We start from the raw sequence: 23,701 nt of genomic DNA on the forward strand, positions 1-23,701 counted from the left end.
GCGACATCATTTCTGTGTACCAGCAGCTGATCGATGCCGGTTTCACCATCAACGCCCATGTGGTAACAGACCATTACTGGCAGGATATGGGCCATCCGCAACGCTATCGCCAGGTGGTCGTGGATGCCATGGCGCCCGATGTTTTTCATTCGGTTTTCGGTGGCCGGCGGCCATCCGTTGTTGACTGCCACCCCCTTTGCGGTGATGGATCCGACCGGGCCTGGTTTCGTCTGAGCGACGGTCTTCATCAACTGATCCTGGCCGATCATGGCATCACCCCCACCCTATTGGGCAGTGAATGGAATGCATTCACCCATATCGGTCGGCACCTTTTTCTATCGGGCCTTCCGGTGCCGCAGGTCTATGCCCATGACGCCTTCAGTGGGTTGGTCTTTCTCGAGGATTTGGGCGACCGTCATCTGCAACAGGCCGTCAACCAGGCCTCGGGCAGGGATGCCATCGAAGCCATCTACCGCCCGGTCATCGATATCTGGATGGATTTGACGCGCAAGGCGGCGGGCGCGTTCGATCCATCCTGGACCTGCCAGAGCCCGGCGTATGACGCGGCGCTGATTCTCGAAAAGGAGTGCCACTATTTCGTCGAGGCCTTCCTGAACGGGTACCTGGGGCTGGGCGTGGATTATACCGATCTGGAAGGAGAATTCTCCCGCCTGGCCCGCGCCACCATGGATAACGCCATCGATGGTTTGATTCACCGGGATTTTCAATCCCGCAACATCATGCTCCGCAATGACCAGCCTTTTCTGATTGACTTTCAGGGCGCCGCCGCGGGCCGATCCAGTACGACTTGGCATCGCTGCTGATTGACCCTTACGTGGGGCTCGATGCGGCGCTACAGAAGCGGTTGCTGGCGTATGCAACGGACCTGGCGGTGAAATCGCTGGGATGTGACCCTGTCCGTTTCATCCGCGGCTATCATTGCTGCAGGGTCACCCGTAATCTGCAGATGCTGGGCGCCTTTGGCCACTTAACGCGGGTCAAAAACAAGCCGGCATTCGCGACATGGATTCCCATGGCGGCCGACATGCTGGGCAGACATCTCAAACGCATCGAAGACCTCGAACTGCCAGGTGTGTATGCCATTGCCCGCCAAATCGCCGACCTGAGGTCATAAGGCGACCCCTTGCACCGGCAACCCGAAGAAGAACCCCAAACGGTCAACACAAGGAGACAACATTTTGGAACCGATCAAGATCATCATTAACGGGCTCCCCGGCAATGTCGCCACGACCATTGCCACGCATGCCAACAAAGATCCCCGCATATCGCTCTTACCGTATTCCCTGACCGGGCCGGAGATCGACATCGCCCAGGTCCCCATCCATGACATGCTGGTCGAACTGATCCCCCCGGACCGGTGCGACGAACGGCTGCAAACGCTTCGCCGGCAATACGGTGATTTCATCTGCGTCGACTTTACCCACCCCACGGCGGTCAATGCCAATGCCGAACGCTATTGCCGGCACCACCTGCCATTTGTCATGGGAACCACCGGCGGCGACCGCGCGGAACTGGTTGAGCAAGTCGAGATGTCCGATATCTGTGCCGTTATCGCGCCCAACATGGCCAAACAGATCGTTGGCTTTCAGGCCATGATGGAGTACGCCGCCGCCACCTTCCCCGGCCTTTTCAAGGGGTACCGTCTTTCGGTGCGCGAAAGCCACCAGGCCGGCAAGGCCGATACCAGCGGCACCGCCAAGGCGGTGGTCGACAGTTTTATGCGCATGGGTGTCGATTTTTCGATGGAACAGATCGTCAAGGAGCGCGACCCGGCGATCCAGCATGAACAGTGGGGCATTCCCAAGGACTATCTGTCCGGCCACGGCTGGCACACCTACCATCTGACATCAGCGGACGGAACGGTGGCCTTTGAATTCCAACATAACGTCAACGGCCGCGAGATCTACGCCGAAGGGACCCTTGACGCCATCTGTTTCCTGGCGGGCCGACGCCGCGCTGGCGAAAACGGCCGGGTTTTCAGTATGATCGATGTGCTCAAAGGGTAGGCCGTCTGTTAAATTTACGCTCTTTTTTTGTGCCGCAACGGTTAAGTTGGCGAAAAAGCTGCCGATGATACCCCTGAAATTGTGCATACCATTGAATCACCCGCCGGTTATGCGTGGAGAAAAAAATAAAACGCGGCATTCGACGGCGACAAACAACCACTTGATGGGGGAATCATGGACGTTAAGTACATCAACCCGTTCGTTAACGCGGTCAAGAATCTTTTCAATACGATGATCAACGTGCCCTTCAAACTGGGAAAGCCCAGTCTGAAAAAAGGCAACGAGCCTGAACACGAAATCAGTGGGATCATCGGTCTCTCGGGTACCGTGTCCGGATGCGTGGTGATCAACCTTTCCAAGGCTATCGCCCTCCAGCTGGTTTCGGCCCTGATTGGAGATGAAGTCACCGAGCTGGACGATGACTGTACCGACGCCATTGGTGAAATCGCCAACATGATCGCCGGCAACGCCAAAACCGACTTTCCCTCTTCGGGAACCTCCATCAGCGTGCCCAGCGTGGTCATCGGCAAGCACAAGGTCTCCTACCCGTCCGGCCTGCCGATCATCTCCATTCCGTGTATTACCGACAAAGGGGAGCTGGTCATCGAAGTGGCCCTGAAAAACAACGGGTGATGGACGCTCGTCCTCACCCCTCGTCGACTGATAGCATAAGAAATAAAACACCCGCCCGGCCGAGTAGCCGCAGCGGGTGTTATTTTTTCAGGAATGATGTATTCGTAAAAAAAGCTTATCCCTTCTGGATCAACTCACGGGCCTTGGCCAGGGCCTGGAGCAGGTGCTGTGGCTGCGTTCCCCCGGCTTGAGCCATATCCGGCCGGCCACCGCCGCCGCCGCCCACCTCGCTGGCGATGGCCTTGATCATTTTGCCGGCATGAAAACGAGCGGTCAAATCCTTGGCAACCACCACGATCAGCAGCGCCTTGCCACCCGCCTCGGCCCCCAACACCACGATACCCGAACCGAGCTGGTCCTTGAAGCGATCGGCCAGTTCCCTGAGTGCCGCCGGCTGGTCGACGGTCACGGCCTGGATAATGGCCTGCACCCCATTGATCGTCTCAACTTGCCCGCCGCTGTCCTTGGCCTGAATCTCGGCCAACTGGGTCTTCAGTTGGTGGGTCTCTTTTTCAAGGGTCTTCAAGGCCGCAAGAAGGGCTTCGACCCGTTTGACCACGGCATCGGGCTTGTCCTTGACCAGGTGGCCCACGGCGTTTAGCGTACGGTTGGCCTTTTGCACATGCCCTATGGCCGCGCTGCCCGTCAACGCCTCGATGCGGCGGACCCCCGAGGCCACGCTCGATTCGGAAATAATTTTGAACAGACCGATGTTGCCGGTCCGGGAGGTGTGGGTGCCGCCACAAAGTTCGCGGCTGAAGGTATCCAGGCTGATCACCCGCACCCGATCGCCGTATTTCTCTTCGAACAGGGCCGTGGCACCAGATGCCACCGCTTCCTCCATGCCCATTTCGGCGATGTCGACGGGGACGTTCTGACGGATGCGGGTATTGACCTCCGTTTCAATGCGCTCCAAGCTTCCGGCTCAATCTGCGAGAAATGGGTAAAATCGAAGCGCAATCGATCCGGCGCCACCAGTGAGCCGGCCTGTTTGACATGATCGCCCAATTCTTGCCGCAAGGCGGCATGCAGGATGTGGGTGGCCGTGTGGTTGAGCGCAATGGCCGACCGTCGCTCGCCGTCAACGCTCAGCATCACGGTCTGCCCGCTGGTTAGCCGGCCGTTTTTGAGTTCTCCCTTGTGAATGATGATGCCGGTGGGATCCTTGATTGTCTCATCGACGACCATCTCGACACCCGGCGCCGTAATGGTGCCCTGGTCGCCCACCTGCCCGCCGGCTTCACCGTAAAAGGGGGTTACCGAGGTGACCACTTCAACGCGCGAACCGGCATCGGCGGCATCCACCGCCTGGCCATCCTTGACCAGGAGCACGACCCGCGCCTCGCAGGCGAGCGTTCCATAGCCGACGAACTCCGGTTTTTCGCCCGACGCGCTCAACTGGCGATAGGCATCCGAAACCCCGCTGAAGGCGACTTTCGATCGGGATTTTTTACGCTGCTCGTCCATGCAGTGCTCGAACCCCTCCGTATCCAGGCTCAGGCCCTCGTCACGGACCACGTCGCGCACGATGTCCACCGGGAATCCAAAGGTATCGTAGAGTTTGAAGATCAGGTCGCCGGGAACCTGCTTACCGCCTTTGGCCCGGATCTCGCCAAGCGTGTCACCCAGCACCCGCAGCCCGTTATCCAGGGTTTCGGAAAAACGAATTTCCTCGTTCTCGATCACATTGGTGATAAACGCCGCGGCGCCCTTGAGTTCCGGGTAAGCCGGTTCCATGATATCGAAGACCACCCGCGCGGTCTCGTGGAGAAACGGTTTGGTCAGGCCGATGTTGCGTCCGTAACGGATGGCCCGGCGCATGATGCGGCGCAGCACATAGCCTCGCCCCTCGTTGGACGGCAGTACGCCATCGCCGATGAGAAAAGCGGCCGCCCGGCTATGGTCGGCGATCACCTTCATGGCCACATCATGGGACGGGTTTTCACCGTAGGCCCTTTCGGCCAATTGTTCGGCACGTTGAATGATCGGAAAAATCAGGTCGGTCTCGAAGTTGTTGTTCACCTGCTGGATCACCGAGGCCATACGCTCGAGCCCCAGACCGGTGTCGATACTCGGCCTGGGAAGGGGTGTCATCGTCCCGGCCGCATCCCGATTGAACTGCATGAACACCAGGTTCCAGATTTCCAGGAAGCGGTCGCAATCGCAGGCCACATCGCAATCCGGTCGTCCGCAGCCATACGCTTCTCCGCGGTCGAGGTGAATTTCACTGCAGGGTCCGCAAGGTCCGGTGTCTCCCATGGACCAGAAGTTGTCCGCCTCACCCAGGCGGATCATCCGGGACTCGGGAATCCCAATATGCCTCGTCCACAGGTCCCAGGCCTCGTCGTCATCCAAATAAACCGACGCCCAGAGCTTGTCGGCCGGCAGTCCGTAGCCATTCACCAAAAGGTCCCAGGCAAATTCAACGGCCTTCTCCTTGAAGTAATCGCCAAAGGAGAAATTGCCCAGCATCTCGAAAAAGGTGTGGTGCCGGGCCGTATAACCGACGTTCTCCAAGTCATTGTGCTTGCCGCCGGCACGCACGCACTTCTGGGAAGTCGCGGCCCGCAGATAGTCGCGCTTTTCCTCCCCCAAAAAGGTTCGTTTGAATTGCACCATGCCGGCATTGGTAAACAGCAGCGTGGGGTCATCCTGGGGAATCAGGGATGAACTGCGCACCACCCGGTGGTTGTGTTTCTTAAAAAAATCGAGGTAGCGTTGTCGAATCTCGTTGCCGGTCATAACCATCTCCTGGAACCTGTGTACATCTTACAGGGCGTCTACTTCTTGTCCTTCTTTTCGGGACGTTCCTTTTCCTCCGCGACGGGGGTGAGCAAGCCAACCGCTTCGCGCACTTTCGTGTCGATGGTGGTAAACAGATCGGCGTTGTCCATGAAGAATCGTTTGACGTTTTCACGGCCCTGGCCGATGCGTTCGCCGTTATAGCTGTACCAGGAACCGCTTTTTTCGATAATGCCGACGTTGACCCCCACATCCAAAAGATCGCCGGAACGGGAAATCCCCTCACCATACATGATGTCGAACTCGGCCTCCTTGAACGGCGGCGCCATTTTATTTTTTACGACCTTGACCCGTGTCCGGTTGCCCACCACGTCCTGGCCATCCTTGATGGCACCGATACGGCGAATGTCCAGGCGCAATGACGCATAGAACTTCAAGGCGTTGCCACCGGTGGTGGTTTCCGGGTTGCCGAACATCACCCCGATCTTCATGCGGATCTGGTTGATGAAGATCACCGACGTCATGGTTTTGCCGATATTGGCGGTCAACTTGCGTAGCGCCTGGGACATCAGCCGCGCCTGAAGTCCCATGTGGGCATCGCCCATCTCGCCTTCGATTTCGGCCCGTGGAACCAGAGCGGCCACACTGTCGATCACCATCACGTCAATGGCGCCGCTGCGCACCAGCATGTCGGCGATCTCCAGTGCTTGTTCGCCCGTATCGGGCTGGGAGACCAGCAATTCATCACAGTTGACCCCCAGCTTGCGGGCATAAGTGATGTCGAGGGCATGCTCGGCGTCGATAAATGCCCGCAATCCCCCCTTGTTTCTGGGCATTGGCGACCGCGTGCAGGGCCAGGGTGGTTTTTCCCGAGCTCTCGGGCCCGAAAATCTCGATCACCCGCCCGCGGGGCAAGCCACCGATTCCCAAGGCGCGGTCCAGCTCGATGGAACCCGTTGAAATAACGGGTACATTTTCAACCGGTCGGGCACCCAGCTTCATCACCGCACCCTTGCCGAACTGGCGCTCGATCTGCCCCATGGCAGCATCCACAGCCTTGGCTTTATCCGGTGAAATGGTCATATCGTCCTCCCATGGCAATAAACGGTAGAATGGCGCTGCCGGCACCCTCACGTTGGCAGTGACGCCGTGTGCAGCACGGTGTATTTTGCGCCGGATGGTCGCAGCACGCTTTGATATAAACGCACCTGTTCCACGATAAACGGCGTCGAGGTCATATTCTGCAAGGCCGCCATCGATACACGCACGCTGTCGGCATCAATGCGTTGACGGACTCGACCAATGGTCAGATGGGCCCGAAACGGACGGTTTTCCCTTTCGTAGCCAATTTTTTCCAACGCGGCGTCCACCATCGTTTGCAGGCCACCCAATGGTTGCAGATCCCCCTTGAGCCCGACCCACAACACCCTCGCCCGGCGAAAGTTGGGAAAGACGCCGCACCCTTGGGCGAATAGCGAGAAGGAGGCAGTCGCGGCACTACTTTCATCCAGCTGGACGGCAATCGCAGGCACCTTCGATCGATCAATCTCGCCAAGGAATTTCAGGGTAAGATGGATATTCTCGGGGCGGACCCAGCGAACGTTCATGGACGTCGACCGCAAACGCTGCTGAATCTGCCGCAGAAACGCGATTACCGCCTCTGGAAGCGGGATGGCAATAAAGGCGCGCAGTGTTTGGGACATCGGGGGCGATGGGTCCTTTCGCGGTCACGCTTTTATAAGCGGGTCAAGACGGTGCCGGCAGGGTAAATTGCGGTTCACCCAGTTGGAACGATCCGCCATGGATCCATGCCTTTAGCGTCTCGGCGATTTCGCGGGCCTTTAGCACACTGGAGAGAGGGGTCGTGGGAATCGATTTTCCATTGACCACGATGCTCCCGCTCTTGAGCTCAGCATAACTGACCTGCCCGATCTGGCTGGTCTTTCCCTTGGGATAATCGTCGCCATAATCCACGATCTGGGTAAAAATCTGATCGTCGGAAACGGCCGTAAAACGGGCCATCTCTTCGTTCAGGATCGGAATCGGCACGCCCAGGCCGACCGCCAGCGAACATCCATAGCCTTGAATGCCCACGCCCACCAACCATTCCGGACGCATCTGCTTCATGTCACCCATCACCCACAAGGTACCCGCAGGCGTCAGGGGGGTTCCATTGGCGGCGCGGTTGACATTGGGGCGGTGCTGGGTACCGTACCAGGTCACATACCCGATACCGCCCCCCAGAAAGATGCGGGTGCCCAAACCGATGGTTCGGTAAAGCGGGTCGTTGAACAAGGGACTCAACTGACCGGCCGAACAATAGTTGGCATTTCCCGCCTTGGGCTTCAAGGTCCCCATGTAGGTGTAAATCGTCTTGTTGGTCAGGTTGATCGCGCAGTTGTAGTTCTGGTAGCCGTTGCGCGGGTTGCACAGGGTTGCCTGGGGCAGTGTCTTGATGTTCAGTACGGTTTCATAATCCCGCCGGGGATAGCAGTCCGTCCCATAGGCCGTGGCTTTGAGATAGACGTCTTCACCGGCCACGAGATCCTGGATCACATGCCCCCCGCCATAGCGGAATTCACCGGGATAGACCTTGTTGAGCGGGTCATCCTCACACGGCTCGGTGGCACCGATATAGCAATCCACGGCAGCCACCCCGCCATAGGCGGGCACATTGTTCATCCACACCTTGGAGGCCTTGATGCCCGGAACGGAATGGCCGAAGTTGATGAAGGCGCCCGACGAGCACATGGGCGCGAAGGTACCCGTGGTGACCACATCCACCTGTCGGGCGGCCTCCTCGGCGCCATTCGTGTTGACGATGTCGATCATCTCCTCGGCCGTGACCACGACAACATCGCCGGATTTGATTTTATCGTTGATCTGCTGGTAGGTCTTTTGAACTTTGAACGTTCCCATTGCGCTATACACTCCTGTCAATGTTCCGCATCCGCGATCTTTGCGCTGATGTTGTTTTTGATCCAGGCTTCATCCCACCACTCCACCGGATTGACGAAGGTCTGATGAATCAGCATGGCATAGTGCAGGTGATCCCCACCGGCCATGCCGGTCATACCGGTCCGGCCGAGAATCTGTCCTTTCTCGACCACTGTCCCCACGGTCACATCGATGGCGCTCAAATGGCCATACAGGCTGAACAGTCCGAATCCATGGTCAAGAACCACCGTATTGCCATAGATGCCTTCATCGGCGCAAAGACGACTTTGCCGCGGTTGGCTGCCGGCACGGGTGAATGGATGGTGGAAGCAAGGTCGATTCCCAGATGTACTTGCCGATCAATCACCTTACCTTCGTAGAAATAGGTTCGGTGATCGGCAAAACGCGCCCGGTTGGCCGATCTTGGAAGGCGTATAAAAGGGCCGCCATCCCAAAGCATTTTGGGCTCCGATTGGGCGGTGATGCGGTAAAAGGCATCATTATCCTTTTGTCGCAGCTCCTGATTGACCTTGAGGAACAGGTCGAGACGGTTGCCGCCGGACAGCTCGGGATAATAGCGCTCAAAATCGGGCATCTTGGCATTAAAAAAAGCATCCGACAAATTGATCGCATCTTTTCTGAACGTACGCGGGTTGATGTGATACACCATACCGGCCGTTGCCCGATTGCCGGCGAAATCCTCGGCCATGACCGTCAAAGGGGTGCCTCGGCCCAGCTGGTAATCCAGGGCAAAGAATGCCAGGTGGATTTTGGGGTCCGAAAAGGAACCTCCGTAGCCCGGGTAGAAATGATCGCCAACGGTTACGCCACTGGTCGGGCAATCTTCGGAAAGCCGATAAATGGCAAGCCCCGCGCCCCCCTGGTTCACGTTGTGGGCCCGACTGATCATCTCGATGGATGGCGGTTTGGAATCGATCTGAATCTCTTTTTCCAAATATCCCGGTTGCCCTTGGTCCAACGCCGCAGGGAATAATCCCAGGCCACGATACGAAGGATCGCCTTTCCATCCTTAAGGCCAAGTGCCTGGGGGGAGATGGTTGCCTTGATTTTTGCCGACTTCTCTTTGCCGCCGGCGAAAAAACCGCCGGAGGGGAAACTGCGCTGCAGGATTTCCACTTCACGGCCATCCAGCAAGAGCCCCATCCAGACCTTGCGAATGCCGCTGCCCGCATCGTTCACCGTCACGGTCAGGCTGCGTGAAGCACCGACAAAGGGGGATTTCAGGCCAAGCTCGATTGCCGGTGCCGTTCCCTCCATGCGAATAATGGCCAGCCATACGACAGGAATGCTGATCAGCAATACCGCCGTAATCACCAGAATCGGTTTAAGCGAACTACTACCTCGACTGTTCAACAGCAATTTTCCTTTCGGTAATTCTGTTTTGCATGCATAAAAGGCAAATGAAACCTGCCCGTTGCACAAGCCGTTCGGCAGCATGACCGATGGGCGTAAAAGCATGGCATGCCACCGGAAAGAAATCGGAAATCAGGATCGGGCCATTGCCTTTAAACTGTCGACATTACCAGTTAAGCTGTTGCTAATCAAGGGTAAGTTTCCCACGGCTTGACTTTTTAACCGCCCGAGGATACATAGGAAAACAATTTTTTACAGACCGATGGGAAACGACTGACAATGAAATCACACCCTCCTTTTTTTCTGATTGCCGGCCCCTGCGTCATTGAAGACGAGGCCGTAACATTGAGAATTGCCAACCGGCTGAAGGCGATGACCGACCCGCTGGGCATCCCCCTCACCTTCAAGGCATCCTATGACAAGGCCAACCGCACGGCCATTACCTCGTTCCGCGGCCCCGGCTTGACCGATGGGCTACGGATCCTGGCGCGGGTCAAGGAAACGGTAGGGCTTCCCCTGCTCTCCGACGTGCATCGCATCAGCGAGGTGGCACCCGCCGCTGAGGTGCTCGATGTGATCCAGATTCCGGCATTTCTGTGTCGCCAGACCGACCTGATTCTGGCCGTGGCAAGAACGGGCAAGCCGGTCAATATCAAGAAAGGACAATTTCTGGCACCCTGGGACATTGCCAATATCATAGATAAAATCCGCTCTGTTAGCAGTGTCGCGCCGATGATCACCGAACGGGGTGTGATGTTCGGCTATAACAACCTGGTCGTTGACTTTCGGGGGATTCAAATCATGCAGCGTACCGGCTGCCCGGTCATTTTTGACGCCACCCATAGTGTCCAACTACCCGGTGGTGCCGGGACCCGCTCCGGCGGACAGCGTGAGTTTGCACCGGTTCTGGCCCGCGCCGCTGTCGCCGCGGGCGCGATGGGATTTTCCTGGAGGTCCATGAAGATCCGGACAAGGCATTGTGCGACGGGCCCAACGCGTTGCCCCTCGATCAACTGCCATCCCTTTTGACCCAACTGATCGCCATTAAAAAAGCGATCACCACCTGAAAAGATTCCGATGAATGATACCGATACCCGTCTCCGGCAAATTGCTCTGTTTTTAATGGATGTCGATGGTGTCCTGACCACGGGTCAGGTCATCTATGACGATGCTGGCCAGGAAACCAAGATTTTCAACGTGCGTGACGGAGTGGGCATCCGCATGCTGATGGACGTCGGCGTCAAGGTCGGGATTGTCACCGGAAGGCGCTCCATGGCGTTGATTCATCGCTGCCGCAATCTGGGTATCGATCTGATCAAGGACGGGGTCCGTGACAAGTCAAAAGCGTTGATCGAAATCCTTAACGAAACCGGCGTTGCCGCGGAGAATACGGCCTTTGTGGGCGACGACCTGCCCGATCTGCCGATCTTGCGACGCGTCGGGTTGCCCATTGCCGTAGGCGATGCCCATGCCCTGGTCAAACAAACGGCGGCCTGGACAACCCAATTGGCCGGAGGGTGCGGCGCCATCCGCGAAATCGCCGAACGGATCCTGGTGGCCCGGGGAGAATGGGAGTCGTTGCTGCAAAGGCGTTTTTCATGATATCGCGCCGCCTGTTTCAGCGGCTTTTGCTGGCGGTGATCATCTTTGCCCTGATCGCTATCGTCGCCATTTTTATCGGCTATCGCCGTGCCACGCGCAATCCCGAGGTAATGCTGGATCTGATCCAGAAAAGTGCCGACATGCATCTGGCCAAGATCCGCCAAACCGCCAGTAAAAACGGTATCCGTGAGTGGCGTATGGAAGCGCAATCCGCGACCGTTCAGGAACAAGAGAAAATCATGCAACTGGTCAAACCGGATGTGGAATTTTTCATGAATGACGGAGACGATGTGTTCCTCACCGCCGATCAGGGAACGATTTCAACCGATTCCAACCGGATGGCCGTTTCCGGGCATGTATTGGCAAGGAACAAGCAATATCAATTCGAAACGGAAGCGTTGCGCTACGACCCCGATACCCGGCAACTCAGCGCCGACACACCGATAACGCTCTCGGGAAAATCGTTGACCCTGCGGGCGGATCGCATGGTCATGCATATCGACACCCGGATGACCCATTTTGATGGCAACGTGGAGGGAGTGATCAGTGAAAATCTTCAATTCTAACAGACCCGGCCATCTGTTCGCAGCGGTCGCCCTGGGCATGCTGATCGTTGTCGCGGTTTACCCAGCAGCCCTGGGGGCTGAAAAAACGACGACGCCGGCCACCGGCACGCCTGCCCCCAAAATTCACATCACCTCTGAGCAACTCGTTTCCGACCCCGCCCATAACCAGGCAGAATTCATCGGAAACGTTCACGCAACCCAAGGAGAGACCCACATCACGGCGGACAGTCTGAAGATTTTTTTCGCCAAATCATCAGGTGCCGATAATTCGTCTCCAGCCCAATCCATGGAGAAACTGGTAGCCTCGGGAAACGTCAAAATTAAATTCGACAATAGGCTTGCTGTTGCCCGGAAGGCAGTATATATAACAGCTAAACGCGTCCTGATCCTGACCGGCCCTGGCGCGACGGTCACCAGCGGCGACAACACCATTAGCGGAGAGACCATCACCTACTATCGGACCGATGGCAGGTTCACCGTCGAAAGCAGACCCGGCGGCCAGGTCAAGGCAACCATTCTGCCGGAAGATTCGGGTCTCGAGTGAGCCGTAACCCTGTGCGCTGTGGATAATCGTTGATGGCTACATTGGCTGTACAAGACCTCGTCAAAGTCTACCGGGGCCGCAAAGTGGTGGATCAGGTCAGTTTGGCTGTGGAGAGCGGTCAGGTCATCGGGCTTTTGGGGCCTAACGGTGCCGGCAAAACAACGACTTTTTATATGACCGTTGGGCTGGTGCGGCCGGATGCGGGGCGGACGTTTCTCGATGAGATGGATATCACGGATTTTCCGATGCATGTCCGTGCCCGTCAGGGCATGGGCTATCTTCCCCAGGAAGCATCGATATTCAGGAAGTTGACCGTCCGTCAAAACATCCTGGCCATCTTGGAAACCCTGCCCCTCTCACGCCGGCAACGCGGGGAACGCACCGATAGTCTGCTGGAAGAATTGGGGATCACCCATGTGGCCGACTCCAAGGCGGGGGTCCTTTCAGGAGGCGAGCGACGCGTTTGGAAATCTCGCGGGCACTGGCGACGGAGCCGGCGTTCATGCTTCTGGATGAGCCCTTTGCCGGCATTGATCCACTAGCGGTGATGGATATAAAAAAAATCATCGTGCACTTAAAGAAGCGTCGCATCGGTATTTTGATTTCCGATCACAATGTGCGCGAGACGCTAGGCGTTTGTGATACGGCCTACATCCTTAGCGATGGCAAAGTGATTGAAACCGGTTCCCCAGCACACATTGCTGCGAGTACCATCGCCCGACGGATTTACTTGGGAGACGAATTCAGACTGTAAGATGGCAATCGAACTCAGACAACAGCTCAAACTGACCCAGCAGCTCATCATGACGCCCCAGCTCCAGATGGCGATCAAGCTCTTGCAGCTGTCCAGGCTTGAGTTGGTGGACACCATTCGACAAGAGCTGGAAGAAAATCCCACTTTGGAGGAGGTTCAGGAAACCGCAGCGGAGCGTGCCAAGGAAGGCGAGTCCGAAGAGCCTGTCGCTCCTGTCGTTGAAGAGGCCCGCGAAGTCACCATTGATGAAAAAATCAATGATGAGATCGACTGGAGCAATTACATCGACGAGTATAACGCCCCCGGCAAGGTCAATTTCGAATCGGAAAACCGGGAATCTCCCCAGTACGAAGCCTTTGTATCCTCCAAGGAATCCCTCAGCGACCACCTGTTATGGCAGTTGTTGATGCTCTCGCCCACCGATATCGAGAAACAAGTGGGCAGCCTGATCATCGGCAATCTTAATCGCGACGGATATCTGCAGTTATCCATTGAAGAACTCTGTGAGCAAAGTGGCATCTCCGTCGAAATGGTCGAAGATGTCCTTGAGACCATGCAATCCTTCGACCCGGTCGGTGTTTGCGCCAGAGACTTGAGGGAATGTCTCTTATTGCAGGCCCGCCTTCTCAACTTGGGGGATTCGCTGGTCACCGATATTATTTCCGGCCACCTGAAAAATCTGGAAAATAAAAACTTCAAGGCGATCTGCAAAGCCTTGAAGGTCAAGATGAAGGATGTCATCGCGGCGGTTAATGTCATCCGCGCCCTGGAGCCCAAACCCGGCCGGCAGTTCAGCGAAGAAACACCCCATTATATTGTACCGGATATCTACGTCTACAAAAGCGAGGGCGACTTTGTTATCGTGCTTAATGATGATGGCATGCCCAAACTGCGCGTGAATCCTTTTTATAAGCGGGCCATCACCCGCAATAACGAGGTTAGTGCCAACGCCAAGGACTACATCCGGGACAAAATGCGTTCCGCTGCATGGCTGATCCGGAGTATTCACCAACGTCAGAAAACCATCTACAAAGTCATGGAAAGCATCCTCAAATTCCAGCGTGACTTTTTTGAAAAGGGCGTGGCCCACCTGAAACCCATGGTCCTTAGGGATGTGGCCGAGGACATCAGCATGCATGAATCGACCATCAGTCGGGTGACCACCAACAAATACGCCCATACCCCCCAAGGCATCTTTGAATTGAAGTATTTCTTCAACAGTTCCATCAAGCGGGTGCACGGTGAGGACATCGCCTCCGCCAGTGTTCAGGCCAAGATTAAAAAACTGATCGAAGCAGAAGACCCGAAAAGACCCTACAGCGACAGCAAAATGGCTGAAATGCTCAAAGCCGACAACATCGATATCGCGCGCCGAACCGTAGCCAAATACCGTGAGATGATGGGTATCTTATCCTCCAGCAAACGAAAGCAGTTTTAATGGCTTGTCAAACGCGCGGCCGTCAGGCGCACCTGATAGGCACGGTGTTGTCGATCAGGGCGATGGCATCCATGACCGTTACGCGTCATCGTCGACTTGAAATTGCATCAAGGAAGCAAACCCAGTGAATACTTCGGTAAGATTTAAAAACCTTGAGTCCTCGGAGGCCCTGAAAAACTACGTTAGCGACAAATTGAGCCGCCTGGACAAGTATTTCAACGGCCCCGGCGAAGCCAACGTCGTTTTGTCCATCGAGAAATTTCGTCACAGTGCCGAAATCAACATCAGCGGTGATCGATTGACCATTCATGGCAAGGAAGAGACGGAGGAGATGTACGCTGCCATCGATATGGTACTCGATAAACTGGAAGTGCAGATCAAGCGGAATAAACAAAAAAACCGTGCGCATCGCACCAAAACGAAAGTCGAGCCTACGGGGAACCAGGGTACCCATGAAGGTGTTGGTGAGCCATCCACACCGCCCCGCGTCGACGTCCACCCCATTGAATACAAACCCATGGACGTGGATGAGGCGATCATGCAGATGGACCTGATTTCAGACAATTTCCTCGTGTTTACCAACGCGCGCACAGACATGGTCAATGTCCTTTACCGCCAAAAGGACGGCAATTATGGCCTCATTCAACCCCGGCCATGATTAAGGGATCCGTAAAACGGGTGAATGTGCCCACTGCGCCCAGCAGTTCAATTTCATGAAAGATGCTGTCGGTCGGTTTGGCAGCCAATGATCAACATGGCAGGCAATGCCCGTTCGGAAGATACGGTAATGAAAATATTGGATGTGCTTGACAAGGCAACGATTCTCGTCGATTTGAAGGCCCAGGACAAGATCGGGATCTTGAATGAATTGGTTGTGCCGACGGCCCGAATTACCGGTATCGATCCAAATGAGATGGTACGCGTGCTGATGGAGCGGGAACGCCTTGGAAGCACCGGCATCGGGGATGGTATCGGCATCCCCCATGGCAAGCTGAAGAAACTGGACCGTCTTATTCTGGGTTTTGGTCTGAGTCGCAGGGGAGTTGATTTCGAATCCATCGATGGCCGTCCAACGCATCTGTTTTTTCTTTTAATTACGCCCGAACATGCGACGGATCTGCATTTAAAGCTGCTGGCCCGAGTATCTCGAATGTTAAAGAAAGAATCGCTCAAACAGCGGTTAATGAATGTTCATGACGCTGATGAAGTGATTGCGATCATTAGCGAGGACGATGATGACTTCTAACCTCGTGAAAGTGTAAGCGACTATTTGGAAAGTCCGTCTAAGGTGTCCGAGGCGTGTTGCGTGGACAATACTTACTTCACTATCGTTACCGGTCGCGCAGGATCGGGCAAAAGTACGGCCCTGGCGGCATTCGAGGATTCCGGGCACTACTGCATAGACAATATGCCGGTTGTTTTTTTGCCGCAATTTCTTAATCTTCCTATCGATAAAACCGATATCTTTAATGGGTTGACGTTCGGAATGGACGTCAGGGATGACAGTTTTGTGCGTGACTGTGCCGCTGTTCTTGACACATTGAAGCGCAAGGGAATGAAGTTCCGGATTCTTTTTCTTGAAGCCGACGAGAATGTGTTGATCCGACGATTCAACCAAACCCGTCGTAAGCATCCGCTCTCCATCGGCAAAAGCATCCAGGAGGCCATTCAGGCGGAAAAAGCGATTCTGGCGCCCATACGGGAGAAGGCCGATCAAATTATTGACACATCCACCCTGAATGTTCATGAACTCAAGGCGATTGTCCGTAAAATCGCCAACCAGGATTCGGCATGCGCTGTAATGCAAGCCAGGTGCTCTCTTTTGGGTTCAAATTTGGTCTGCCGGCACATGCGGATTTGGTTATGGATGTCCGCTTTCTCGAAAATCCTTATTTCGTAGAGGCCTTGCGGCCGCTGAGTGGCGAGGATGAAAAAATTCGATCTTTTGTCTTGAATAATGCCAACACCGGTTTATTTTTACAAAGATATATCGACCTGCTTGATATTTTGATTCCCCAGTACGAAAATGAAGGCAAAGCATACCTGACCATTGCCATTGGCTGTACGGGGGGACGTCATCGTTCTGTTGTAATCGCGCGGCAAATTTACGATCATCTATTGGCATCGGGTCGCAAGGCGGAACTGACCCATCGTGACATCGATAAATCCCTTTCAACGTGAAGATGTCTTTCCGGTTCCGTAATTTCCTCAATACCATGAAAGACGGTTAGATATGATTGGCGTTTTAGTTGTTACGCATTGCCGGCTTGGCGATGCATTGCTGGAAGCCGTTGACTTCATCCTCGGTGAAAGACCGCAAGCCATGGCGGCTGTCTCCGTTGACCTTAACGAAAATGCGGATAAGTTGCGCAATAAGATTGCCGACAGCATAAAAAAGCTAAAAAGTGATGACGGGGTTCTGATCCTGACGGATATGTTTGGTGGGACACCTTCGAATTTAAGCTATTCGTTCCTTGAAGAAGGGCGGATCGAAGTCATTTCCGGAGTCAACCTTCCGATTCTCATCCGGGCTGCAAGTGCTCGCAAGAATCAATCCCTCTCCGAACTGGCAGTGGCCCTTGAGGCGTTTGGCAAAAAGAGCATTTCCCTGGCTAGCAGTATCTTGAAAGGCAATAAAAGGGCATAGTCGCTCATTAATGGATTCCCCTACCCGGCCACTGGCGTGGCCCTAAAAAATTGATTTCGACTCCGCAATCAAACACAGCTTGCGGCCTCAATCATAAAGGAGGACAGAATGACGATAAAGATTGGAATCAACGGTTTTGGCAGAATCGGTCGAGTGGTTTTCCGCGCGGCCATGAATCACCCGGATGTTGAAGTCGTTGCCATCAATGATTTGACCGACGCAGCGACCATGGCGCACTTATTGAAATACGATTCCGTGCATGCCCGCTTGGATATGGACATCAAAGCCAAGGATGGCGCCATCGAAGTCGATGGACGATCGATCGCCTACACGGCAATCAAGGATCCGGAAAAACTTGCCTGGAAGGATTACGGTGTGGACATTGCCTGTGAATGCACCGGGCTTTTCCGGGATCGTGAGAATGCTGCCAAGCATCTCACCGCCGGTGCCCGTAAGGTGATTATCTCCGCTCCGGCCCAGAATCCGGATGCCACCATCGTCATGGGCGTCAATGCAAACAAGTATGATCCCAAGCAGCACCATATTATTTCCAATGCATCCTGTACAACCAACTGTCTATCACCGGTGGCGAAGGTGCTGCTGGAGAATTTCGGCATTCAAAACGGATTGATGACCACCATCCACTCCTATACCGGTGATCAGCGACTGCTTGATTTTCCGCATAAGGATCTGCGTCGTGCCCGAGCCGCAGCCCTCTCCATGATCCCGACCACCACGGGGGCTGCCAAGGCCGTGGCGTTGGTGCTCCCCGAACTCGAAGGGAAACTCAACGGGCTGGCCATCCGCGTACCCACACCGAATGTTTCCATTGTCGATGTGGTCGTCAATCTGGAAAAATCCGGTGTCACCAAGACCGATGTGAATGAAGCATTAAGGGAAGCCTCCGAAGGTGCCCTTAAAGGCATCTTGGGCTATTGTGATTTGCCATTGGTTTCCTCTGATTTCAATGGCTGTCCGCTCTCTTCGATTGTCGATGCACAAACCACCTATGTGGTCGGCAATATGGTGAAAGTCCTATCCTGGTATGATAATGAAACGGGGTATTCGAACCGCATGGTTGAACTTGCCGCCATGATTGGAAAGCAACTGTAGACCGACAGGGGGATTTATCCATGAACCGTCGAATGCCGTTGATTGCCGGCAACTGGAAGATGCATAAAACCGGTTCACAGGCCGTTGAGGCCGCCCATGAACTGAAATCTCGCATCGCTTCCGCCCAGAATGTGGAGGTCATGGTTGCCCCCACGTTTACGGCGCTTTTTCAAGTCGCCCAAATCCTCAAAGGTAGCAACATCGCGGTGGGAGGGCAAAACCTGCACTGGGAACACCAGGGCGCCTATACGGGTGAGATTTCAGCGGAGATGCTGACCGATGCAGGCTGCAGCCATGTCATCATCGGTCATTCCGAACGGCGTCAATATTTTGGCGAAACCGATGAAACCGTCAACAAAAAAATCAAAGCGGCCCTGAATTCTCACTTGATACCGTTTTTTTGCATTGGAGAGTCGGAATCCGAGCGTGAATCCGGAAATACATTTTCAGTACTTGACAAACAGGTTCGAGATGGTCTAAATGGTTTTACTTTTGATGGCCAAGCCAATTTGGTGGTCGCCTACGAGCCAGTATGGGCCATTGGTACGGGGAAAACAGCGTCCCGTGAGCAGGCCCAGGAAGCACATCAGTTTATTCGCGGCCTGCTTGAAAACCTTTTTGGGAAAGCTTTCGCCAGCGCGGTCCGCATCCTTTACGGCGGTAGTGTAAAACCGGATAACGTCAAGGCGCTGATGGAAATGCCCGATGTTGACGGCGCACTGGTCGGTGGCGCCAGCCTGGACCCCGAAACGTTCAGTAAACTGGTTTTTTTGATAACTAATTGTTCGAACTTTAAAGACGATAACCCATGTCAATCGTTTTGATTATCATACATGTAATTGTTTGCGTTGCCCTCATCATGATTGTTCTCTTGCAGACTGGCAAGGGGGCCGATATGGGGGCTGCTTTCGGAGGGGGTAGCAGCCAAACGCTTTTTGGCAGCTCGGGAGCCTCAACCTTCCTAAGCAAGGCAACAACCGTAGCCGCTATTGTATTCATGATTACCTCCCTGACCTTGGCTTATCTTTCCGGCGGGAAGGTGACCAAATCGGTTGTATCCGATACGCCAGCGCCCATTGAACAACCGGCGCAAACGGATAACGCAGCCGCAGGCAATGGTGCAGCAACAAAATAAGTTCAACGGTTACAACTTTTGCCGAGGTGGTGGAATCTGGTAGACACGCTATCTTGAGGGGGTAGTGGCCAACGGTCGTGCGGGTTCAAGTCCCGCCCTCGGCACCATAGAAACATAAAGGGTTTACAGAGAATCGGATCTGTAAACCCTTTTTTTATGCGGTTTTGCGGAGATTAGTGGGTCGAAACGCCGGATTTATGCGGGATACCGATGTTTTGGAAAAATTCTCTGTATCAAAATTCGGCTTTGGTCAACATTTTCATCCAGGTAACGCATGGTGTTGACCATGGCGTCTTTCAGATCATCTGCATTGACTCCGGTTGTACTGTCAAACATTTGCAGTGTGATTCCCAGATAAGCGGTGCATTTTTTCACCGGACAACGCCAGCCGAATATCATTAATACCTAAATCAGTGGCCTAAATTTTGCTGTAAGGCTTGGTGTGGTGATCGCCTCACCTACCAGGATTTTTGGGAAAAAATTCTCACCATTCTCAAAAATATGACCGGCAGATGTTCTTTTTCCCAGATTATGGGCATAACCGACCACCAAGCAAATGCTTGTAAGTGGTTCTCTCTTTGAAAACATTGCTACTTCGTAGCGGGTAGTAAACTCAGGCGACGATATTGATCAACTCGCTATGGCTGGCAGCTTTTCCATTCCATGTTTGATGCTGATAGGGCGCCGCATGAATGTCACCCCCCGAAGTGAGCGTTTGGGGACCTATAAACTACCACGTTATTAATATCAATTCAATATGTTATACATTTTATGGAACCTATTCGCCCCTCTATCCTAATAATATTAGTAATTTTAGGATCGCTCATTTATCTTTGCGGTCTTGCGGTTGGTCCACGGGTATCGCAGCAAAGCATCGATCAAGATCACTTATGGTTAGAAAACATACAATTTTCTTCGTATTTTGGTGTTAGCTTGAATTGCGACTCATACTTCTATATGATTGGTGCTGCTGACACGCGAACAGTTTTTGCACATAATTCAGTAATACAATCTCGCCCACTATTACCTCTTATCGCGCATCCTTTAAGTAAGCTATTAGAGGTAGTTGTCTTTAGACCATTGCCTAGAGCGTCCAAGTTATTTAACAAATTGTTACATACTTATATTGCATATATTTTAATTAACCTATTAGTTCTAATTTGGGCTTATTGGTTATATTTTAAGATAGTGGTCCACCCGAATAATATCAATAGTGCTCCTACCTCTTTAGTTATAGGTACTTTTTTAATTGCTAACGACATTACCAAGGCATTCTTTTTTTCTCCACATACTCAGATGCTTAATCTATTGCTGCCCTTGTTAGCTCTTTACGCTTTACTTAAACTTCGTATTACAAATATTTCGCGTCAAACATATGTTTATTATGCTTTATTATCGGGTTTGGGTGTCCTAGTTTACGGTAGCAGTATTGTAGTCGGTGCAGCAATTTTGTTGGCTAGGCTCTACCGCTATATCAGTACCAAAGACACCAGCGCTATCATAGCATTGTTTGAACTGTTAATCCTGTCCGCTATATTAATAGCCCCCAACATAATCTGGTGGGGGATTGTTACCTTGACTACTGGTGAATTTTATTCATCTGAAGTATCTCGTTGGAATCAAATTGTGTGGATGCTGGACGTATTTGACAAAGGTTGGCTATGGTTAGCGAGTTCACTGATAAGTAACCTAAAATTTTTCATTTTATCAGCACTACTTCACATGATTCCGATAGTTCCTGTAATTCTGCTATTAACATGGTTTTCTTGGCCATATCATTCATTACTTAAAGAAGTTTTAAAAAATAATATCTTTGTCTGTTCTACTGTTATTGCTATTATATTTCTAATATTTTTCTCTATGGTTGGCTACTGCGTTGGCCGACTGGCTATACCACCAGCGGTGATGGGCATCGTAATCATCGGGTTGTGGACTTCACATCTTGAAACGAAACTGAATGAAGTGGGACGGCAACAACTTTTATACTCCACCGGCATTCTTATAATGCTCCAATCTACTTGGATGGTGGTTAAATATGGACCTAATTATTAAGTAAGTATTTCAGCGAGCAGGCTGCTCGGCGCTATATCCAGGCGCATCGGAATGACTCTATCCAGATATATTCAAAGGTCCGGGAAATGTAGTGTGGCAAATATTGACACTGACAAAAAGCATGAAGTCGAATGGCAAATGAATCTTGCTATTCATATGGTGAATAAAGACCCTTTAAAGGAATTTAAAAAGCCAGGCCGGTGGCCAGATGTTGGTCAGGCGATTTTTGCATATTATGGTTTCAATAACTTAATCACACACATGCGGGTTCAAGTCCCACCCTCGGCACCAGCTAAAAATAAGGGTTCAGGGAAAATACATCTTCCGGAACCCTTTTCAATTTTCAACCGAGCTGTTAATAAACAATCCAGTGTGTATATTGGTATACAATATGCTTATTCTTTATTAATCTGCTCGCCAAACGGGTAAGGCATCGCTCCTGAAGCCGATGCACGGGATGCACAATATTTGGCCCCTATATCGTTCGACGGCATGGGGCTCCGCAAAACAAATTGATGCTCACATTGGCCTGTTTTGCATGGCCTTGCCATATTGGAGAAAGAATGCGATTCCGCCAAAATCACCGTTCAACGCAATCAGTCGATGGCATAAACATACAAATGGAATATATAGTCGTCGTCGCCATCCTTCTGGTAGGCTTCTATCTTCGTCTGGCAATGGTATCCGAGATACAGATCGACACCCCTTTTCGGGCGGATGCCCGTCAATATACCGCTTATGCCTATAATCTCAGCAAACACAGAGTCTATTCACTCGATTTCAACGGACTGATCGATAAACAACATATCGCCCCTTCTCCCGACGCGCTACGCACACCTGGCTACCCGCTCTTCCTTTTCCTCTTCACCGGTTCGAAAAATTTGGATCAGTTTGCCGTCAATGTTTTTTATTTTCAGGCAATCCTAAGCGCCATCACCATCGCCGTCGTCTATGTGCTCGGTCGCACCCTGCTAAGTGTCCTCGGCGCTGCGATCGCCGCAGCGCTTACCGCAATCAGTCCGCATCTCATCAATCTCAATATTTACCTGTTGACCGAAACGCTTTTTACCTTTGTACTCGTGCTGACCATCGGCGCATTGATATTGTCCGGGCGATATGAGAACCGGTATTTATGGATCGCCTCAGGCATACTACTGGCGGTTGCGACCTTGATCAAACCGACGATTCAATACTATTTTCTTTTCTTCATCGGATTTGTTCTATTGGGCCGCGAAAGCCCGGAATGTAAGAAGATCAGCATATTATTCATTGCCGCATCATTTCTATGCATATTTTCGACATGGCTGTTTCGCAACCTGGTGTCCCTCGGATATCTCTCAGATCCAGCAATTACCATCAACACGCTTCATCATGGCATGTATCCTCACTTCATGTACAATGGGCAGGCCAGCACCTTCGGCTTCCCCTATCGTTTTGATCCGCATAGCCAGGAAATTTCAAGCTCATTATCCAGTGTGCTGGTGACGATTGCCCATCGATTTTACACACAGCCGCTGACACATTTAGTCTGGTACCTCTCCAAGCCATCGTACTTGTTCCGCTGGGAAATGATTCAGGGCATCGGCACATTCATTTATCCAGTAAGCCATTCGCCCTATGAATCATCATGGCTGTTTATGCGCATTTACAGCCTGATGCGTGTCATTCATCCCATCGTGGTGTTTTTGAGCATGGCGGGAATGGTTTTTGCGTGGCTTCCCGATCGCATGTTTACCATGACAGTCCGACAACGCTTTGCCGGGCGGCTAATATCCCTGACTTATTTCTATTTCATTCTGGTCCACATCGCTGCAGCGCCATTTCCACGCTACTCGATTCCGATTCGCCCGTTTACCTATGTGCTCGCCTGGTTGGGCATTTCCCTGGCAGCAACCATGATGAAAAAAAATTGGCTCGGATGCGTAATGCTCGACTTACGATAAAGGAGCTTCGATGATCGATCAAAAAAGGGCTGTGGTAACTGGAGGCGCGAGATTTATCGGCTCACACCTCTGCCACAAATTGATTCGTGAGGGCAAAGACGTTCTGTGCGCCGACAACCTTTATACTGGGGTAAAAAGGGGGGCTGGCAAAAAGCATTGATTATTTTGATGGTGTTATCTAATCCCCACGGGGA

30 protein-coding genes, 1 tRNA gene and 1 pseudogene are annotated in these 23,701 nt (G+C 53.0%); 24 read left to right on the plus strand and 8 right to left on the minus strand.

Going from position 1 to position 23,701, the window contains the following annotated elements; genetic code table 11:
* Positions 1 to 14: 14 nt before the first annotated feature.
* The 4 genes from JCM12296_RS07135 (at position 15) to JCM12296_RS07150 (ending at position 2,660) form a co-directional block, all read left to right on the plus strand.
* Entirely contained in the window at positions 15 to 824 is an 810-nt protein-coding gene (locus tag JCM12296_RS07135; protein WP_054691281.1) for a phosphotransferase, read from the plus strand.
* Positions 809 to 1,135, plus strand: a complete 327-nt coding sequence (locus JCM12296_RS07140) for a hypothetical protein (protein WP_054691282.1) — start codon at positions 809 to 811, stop codon at positions 1,133 to 1,135. The genes JCM12296_RS07135 and JCM12296_RS07140 overlap by 16 nt, the downstream gene beginning before the upstream one ends.
* A gap of 64 nt (positions 1,136 to 1,199) precedes the next feature.
* Positions 1,200 to 2,027, plus strand: a complete 828-nt coding sequence (gene dapB, locus JCM12296_RS07145; RefSeq protein ID WP_054691283.1) for a dihydrodipicolinate reductase — start codon at positions 1,200 to 1,202, stop codon at positions 2,025 to 2,027.
* 174 nt (positions 2,028 to 2,201) lie between these two features.
* On the plus strand, positions 2,202 to 2,660 hold the full coding sequence (locus JCM12296_RS07150; RefSeq protein WP_054691284.1) for a chemotaxis protein CheX: 459 nt from the start codon (positions 2,202 to 2,204) through the stop codon (positions 2,658 to 2,660).
* A gap of 115 nt (positions 2,661 to 2,775) precedes the next feature.
* Here the strand turns inward: JCM12296_RS07150 and JCM12296_RS48940 are convergent, their stop codons facing one another.
* The 8 genes and pseudogenes from JCM12296_RS48940 to JCM12296_RS07185 all read right to left on the minus strand — a co-directional run bounded on the left by JCM12296_RS48940 (position 2,776) and on the right by JCM12296_RS07185 (position 9,713).
* On the minus strand, positions 2,776 to 3,492 hold the full coding sequence (locus JCM12296_RS48940; RefSeq protein ID WP_306303980.1) for a DHHA1 domain-containing protein: 717 nt from the start codon (positions 3,490 to 3,492) through the stop codon (positions 2,776 to 2,778).
* Positions 3,435 to 5,402, minus strand: a complete 1,968-nt coding sequence (gene alaS, locus JCM12296_RS07155) for an alanine--tRNA ligase (protein WP_306303981.1) — start codon at positions 5,400 to 5,402, stop codon at positions 3,435 to 3,437. The genes JCM12296_RS48940 and alaS overlap by 58 nt, the downstream gene beginning before the upstream one ends.
* Before the next feature lie 38 nt (positions 5,403 to 5,440).
* A pseudogene (gene recA / locus JCM12296_RS07160) lies at positions 5,441 to 6,485 on the minus strand (recombinase RecA).
* A 47-nt stretch (positions 6,486 to 6,532) separates the two neighbouring features.
* Positions 6,533 to 7,105 (minus strand): RNA 2',3'-cyclic phosphodiesterase, encoded by a 573-nt coding sequence (gene thpR, locus JCM12296_RS07165; RefSeq protein ID WP_054691285.1) that lies wholly within the window; start codon positions 7,103 to 7,105, stop codon positions 6,533 to 6,535.
* Between the two features lie 43 nt (positions 7,106 to 7,148).
* A complete protein-coding gene (locus JCM12296_RS07170; RefSeq protein WP_054691286.1) occupies positions 7,149 to 8,321 on the minus strand; it encodes a homocysteine biosynthesis protein in 1,173 nt (390 codons plus the stop codon).
* A 17-nt stretch (positions 8,322 to 8,338) separates the two neighbouring features.
* Complete coding sequence (locus JCM12296_RS07175) at positions 8,339 to 8,587, minus strand: M23 family metallopeptidase (RefSeq protein ID WP_172683796.1); 249 nt, start codon at positions 8,585 to 8,587, stop codon at positions 8,339 to 8,341.
* Positions 8,539 to 9,294 (minus strand): hypothetical protein, encoded by a 756-nt coding sequence (locus tag JCM12296_RS07180; RefSeq protein WP_157067430.1) that lies wholly within the window; start codon positions 9,292 to 9,294, stop codon positions 8,539 to 8,541. The genes JCM12296_RS07175 and JCM12296_RS07180 overlap by 49 nt, the downstream gene beginning before the upstream one ends.
* Complete coding sequence (locus tag JCM12296_RS07185) at positions 9,246 to 9,713, minus strand: hypothetical protein (protein ID WP_157067431.1); 468 nt, start codon at positions 9,711 to 9,713, stop codon at positions 9,246 to 9,248. The genes JCM12296_RS07180 and JCM12296_RS07185 overlap by 49 nt, the downstream gene beginning before the upstream one ends.
* Positions 9,714 to 9,992: 279 nt before the next feature.
* On the opposite strand from JCM12296_RS07185, the gene kdsA reads away from it, so the two are divergent.
* From kdsA to JCM12296_RS50260, 20 genes are all read left to right on the plus strand, one after another.
* Positions 9,993 to 10,742, plus strand: coding sequence for a 3-deoxy-8-phosphooctulonate synthase (kdsA, locus tag JCM12296_RS07190; RefSeq protein ID WP_340147742.1), 750 nt, complete (start codon positions 9,993 to 9,995; stop codon positions 10,740 to 10,742).
* A 48-nt stretch (positions 10,743 to 10,790) separates the two neighbouring features.
* Complete coding sequence (locus JCM12296_RS07195) at positions 10,791 to 11,315, plus strand: KdsC family phosphatase (RefSeq protein ID WP_054691290.1); 525 nt, start codon at positions 10,791 to 10,793, stop codon at positions 11,313 to 11,315.
* Entirely contained in the window at positions 11,312 to 11,881 is a 570-nt protein-coding gene (gene lptC, locus JCM12296_RS07200) for an LPS export ABC transporter periplasmic protein LptC (RefSeq protein WP_054691291.1), read from the plus strand. The genes JCM12296_RS07195 and lptC overlap by 4 nt, the downstream gene beginning before the upstream one ends.
* Positions 11,862 to 12,425, plus strand: a complete 564-nt coding sequence (lptA, locus tag JCM12296_RS07205; protein WP_054691292.1) for a lipopolysaccharide transport periplasmic protein LptA — start codon at positions 11,862 to 11,864, stop codon at positions 12,423 to 12,425. The genes lptC and lptA overlap by 20 nt, the downstream gene beginning before the upstream one ends.
* A 32-nt stretch (positions 12,426 to 12,457) precedes the next feature.
* Entirely contained in the window at positions 12,458 to 12,967 is a 510-nt protein-coding gene (locus tag JCM12296_RS07210; RefSeq protein ID WP_340147743.1) for an LPS export ABC transporter ATP-binding protein, read from the plus strand.
* The gene (locus JCM12296_RS51320; RefSeq protein ID WP_340147744.1) at positions 12,928 to 13,179 is read left to right on the plus strand and encodes a hypothetical protein; all 252 of its coding nucleotides are present in this window, start codon (positions 12,928 to 12,930) and stop codon (positions 13,177 to 13,179) included. The genes JCM12296_RS07210 and JCM12296_RS51320 overlap by 40 nt, the downstream gene beginning before the upstream one ends.
* A 1-nt stretch (position 13,180) precedes the next feature.
* Entirely contained in the window at positions 13,181 to 14,617 is a 1,437-nt protein-coding gene (gene rpoN, locus JCM12296_RS07215) for an RNA polymerase factor sigma-54 (protein WP_054691293.1), read from the plus strand.
* Between the two features lie 124 nt (positions 14,618 to 14,741).
* Positions 14,742 to 15,275 carry a ribosome hibernation-promoting factor, HPF/YfiA family gene (hpf, locus tag JCM12296_RS07220; protein WP_054691294.1) on the plus strand — a complete coding sequence of 178 codons (534 nt, stop codon included), beginning with the start codon at positions 14,742 to 14,744 and terminating at the stop codon, positions 15,273 to 15,275.
* An 87-nt stretch (positions 15,276 to 15,362) separates the two neighbouring features.
* Entirely contained in the window at positions 15,363 to 15,863 is a 501-nt protein-coding gene (locus JCM12296_RS07225) for a PTS sugar transporter subunit IIA (RefSeq protein ID WP_246804050.1), read from the plus strand.
* Between the two features lie 60 nt (positions 15,864 to 15,923).
* The gene (locus JCM12296_RS07230; protein WP_281491948.1) at positions 15,924 to 16,517 is read left to right on the plus strand and encodes an RNase adapter RapZ; all 594 of its coding nucleotides are present in this window, start codon (positions 15,924 to 15,926) and stop codon (positions 16,515 to 16,517) included.
* Positions 16,409 to 16,798, plus strand: a complete 390-nt coding sequence (locus JCM12296_RS47180; RefSeq protein ID WP_281491949.1) for a RapZ C-terminal domain-containing protein — start codon at positions 16,409 to 16,411, stop codon at positions 16,796 to 16,798. The genes JCM12296_RS07230 and JCM12296_RS47180 overlap by 109 nt, the downstream gene beginning before the upstream one ends.
* Before the next feature lie 52 nt (positions 16,799 to 16,850).
* A complete protein-coding gene (locus tag JCM12296_RS07235; RefSeq protein WP_054691295.1) occupies positions 16,851 to 17,264 on the plus strand; it encodes a PTS sugar transporter subunit IIA in 414 nt (137 codons plus the stop codon).
* A gap of 108 nt (positions 17,265 to 17,372) precedes the next feature.
* On the plus strand, positions 17,373 to 18,377 hold the full coding sequence (gene gap, locus JCM12296_RS07240) for a type I glyceraldehyde-3-phosphate dehydrogenase (RefSeq protein WP_054691296.1): 1,005 nt from the start codon (positions 17,373 to 17,375) through the stop codon (positions 18,375 to 18,377).
* A 20-nt stretch (positions 18,378 to 18,397) separates the two neighbouring features.
* The gene (gene tpiA / locus JCM12296_RS07245) at positions 18,398 to 19,201 is read left to right on the plus strand and encodes a triose-phosphate isomerase (protein ID WP_054691297.1); all 804 of its coding nucleotides are present in this window, start codon (positions 18,398 to 18,400) and stop codon (positions 19,199 to 19,201) included.
* Positions 19,186 to 19,512 (plus strand): preprotein translocase subunit SecG, encoded by a 327-nt coding sequence (gene secG / locus JCM12296_RS07250; protein ID WP_054691298.1) that lies wholly within the window; start codon positions 19,186 to 19,188, stop codon positions 19,510 to 19,512. The genes tpiA and secG overlap by 16 nt, the downstream gene beginning before the upstream one ends.
* Before the next feature lie 20 nt (positions 19,513 to 19,532).
* A tRNA-Leu gene (locus JCM12296_RS07255) sits at positions 19,533 to 19,619 on the plus strand.
* Positions 19,620 to 20,283: 664 nt separating this feature from the next.
* On the plus strand, positions 20,284 to 21,564 hold the full coding sequence (locus JCM12296_RS37935) for a hypothetical protein (protein WP_157067432.1): 1,281 nt from the start codon (positions 20,284 to 20,286) through the stop codon (positions 21,562 to 21,564).
* 93 nt (positions 21,565 to 21,657) lie between these two features.
* The gene (locus tag JCM12296_RS37940) at positions 21,658 to 21,993 is read left to right on the plus strand and encodes a hypothetical protein (protein WP_157067433.1); all 336 of its coding nucleotides are present in this window, start codon (positions 21,658 to 21,660) and stop codon (positions 21,991 to 21,993) included.
* A gap of 191 nt (positions 21,994 to 22,184) precedes the next feature.
* Positions 22,185 to 23,507, plus strand: a complete 1,323-nt coding sequence (locus JCM12296_RS07270) for a glycosyltransferase family 39 protein (RefSeq protein ID WP_054691301.1) — start codon at positions 22,185 to 22,187, stop codon at positions 23,505 to 23,507.
* Positions 23,508 to 23,517: 10 nt separating this feature from the next.
* Entirely contained in the window at positions 23,518 to 23,667 is a 150-nt protein-coding gene (locus JCM12296_RS50260) for an NAD-dependent epimerase/dehydratase family protein (RefSeq protein WP_157067434.1), read from the plus strand.
* Positions 23,668 to 23,701 lie beyond the last annotated feature (34 nt).

The organism is Desulfosarcina cetonica JCM 12296 (assembly GCF_001311845.1).
GTDB lineage: Bacteria > Desulfobacterota > Desulfobacteria > Desulfobacterales > Desulfosarcinaceae > Desulfosarcina > Desulfosarcina cetonica.

Coding starts and splice junctions, on each gene's coding strand:
- JCM12296_RS07150 (WP_054691284.1), top strand. CDS start 2,202: ATGGACGTTAAGTACATCAACCCGTTCGTTAACGCGGTCAAGAATCTT.
- alaS (WP_306303981.1), bottom strand. CDS start 5,402: ATGACCGGCAACGAGATTCGACAACGCTACCTCGATTTTTTTAAGAAA.
- thpR (WP_054691285.1), bottom strand. CDS start 7,105: ATGTCCCAAACACTGCGCGCCTTTATTGCCATCCCGCTTCCAGAGGCG.
- JCM12296_RS07170 (WP_054691286.1), bottom strand. CDS start 8,321: ATGGGAACGTTCAAAGTTCAAAAGACCTACCAGCAGATCAACGATAAA.
- kdsA (WP_340147742.1), top strand. CDS start 9,993: ATGAAATCACACCCTCCTTTTTTTCTGATTGCCGGCCCCTGCGTCATT.
- JCM12296_RS07195 (WP_054691290.1), top strand. CDS start 10,791: ATGAATGATACCGATACCCGTCTCCGGCAAATTGCTCTGTTTTTAATG.
- lptC (WP_054691291.1), top strand. CDS start 11,312: ATGATATCGCGCCGCCTGTTTCAGCGGCTTTTGCTGGCGGTGATCATC.
- JCM12296_RS07210 (WP_340147743.1), top strand. CDS start 12,458: ATGGCTACATTGGCTGTACAAGACCTCGTCAAAGTCTACCGGGGCCGC.
- JCM12296_RS51320 (WP_340147744.1), top strand. CDS start 12,928: ATGCTTCTGGATGAGCCCTTTGCCGGCATTGATCCACTAGCGGTGATG.
- rpoN (WP_054691293.1), top strand. CDS start 13,181: ATGGCAATCGAACTCAGACAACAGCTCAAACTGACCCAGCAGCTCATC.
- JCM12296_RS07225 (WP_246804050.1), top strand. CDS start 15,363: ATGATCAACATGGCAGGCAATGCCCGTTCGGAAGATACGGTAATGAAA.
- JCM12296_RS47180 (WP_281491949.1), top strand. CDS start 16,409: ATGCGCTGTAATGCAAGCCAGGTGCTCTCTTTTGGGTTCAAATTTGGT.
- JCM12296_RS07235 (WP_054691295.1), top strand. CDS start 16,851: ATGATTGGCGTTTTAGTTGTTACGCATTGCCGGCTTGGCGATGCATTG.
- gap (WP_054691296.1), top strand. CDS start 17,373: ATGACGATAAAGATTGGAATCAACGGTTTTGGCAGAATCGGTCGAGTG.
- tpiA (WP_054691297.1), top strand. CDS start 18,398: ATGAACCGTCGAATGCCGTTGATTGCCGGCAACTGGAAGATGCATAAA.
- secG (WP_054691298.1), top strand. CDS start 19,186: ATGTCAATCGTTTTGATTATCATACATGTAATTGTTTGCGTTGCCCTC.
- JCM12296_RS37935 (WP_157067432.1), top strand. CDS start 20,284: ATGGAACCTATTCGCCCCTCTATCCTAATAATATTAGTAATTTTAGGA.
- JCM12296_RS07270 (WP_054691301.1), top strand. CDS start 22,185: ATGGAATATATAGTCGTCGTCGCCATCCTTCTGGTAGGCTTCTATCTT.
- JCM12296_RS50260 (WP_157067434.1), top strand. CDS start 23,518: ATGATCGATCAAAAAAGGGCTGTGGTAACTGGAGGCGCGAGATTTATC.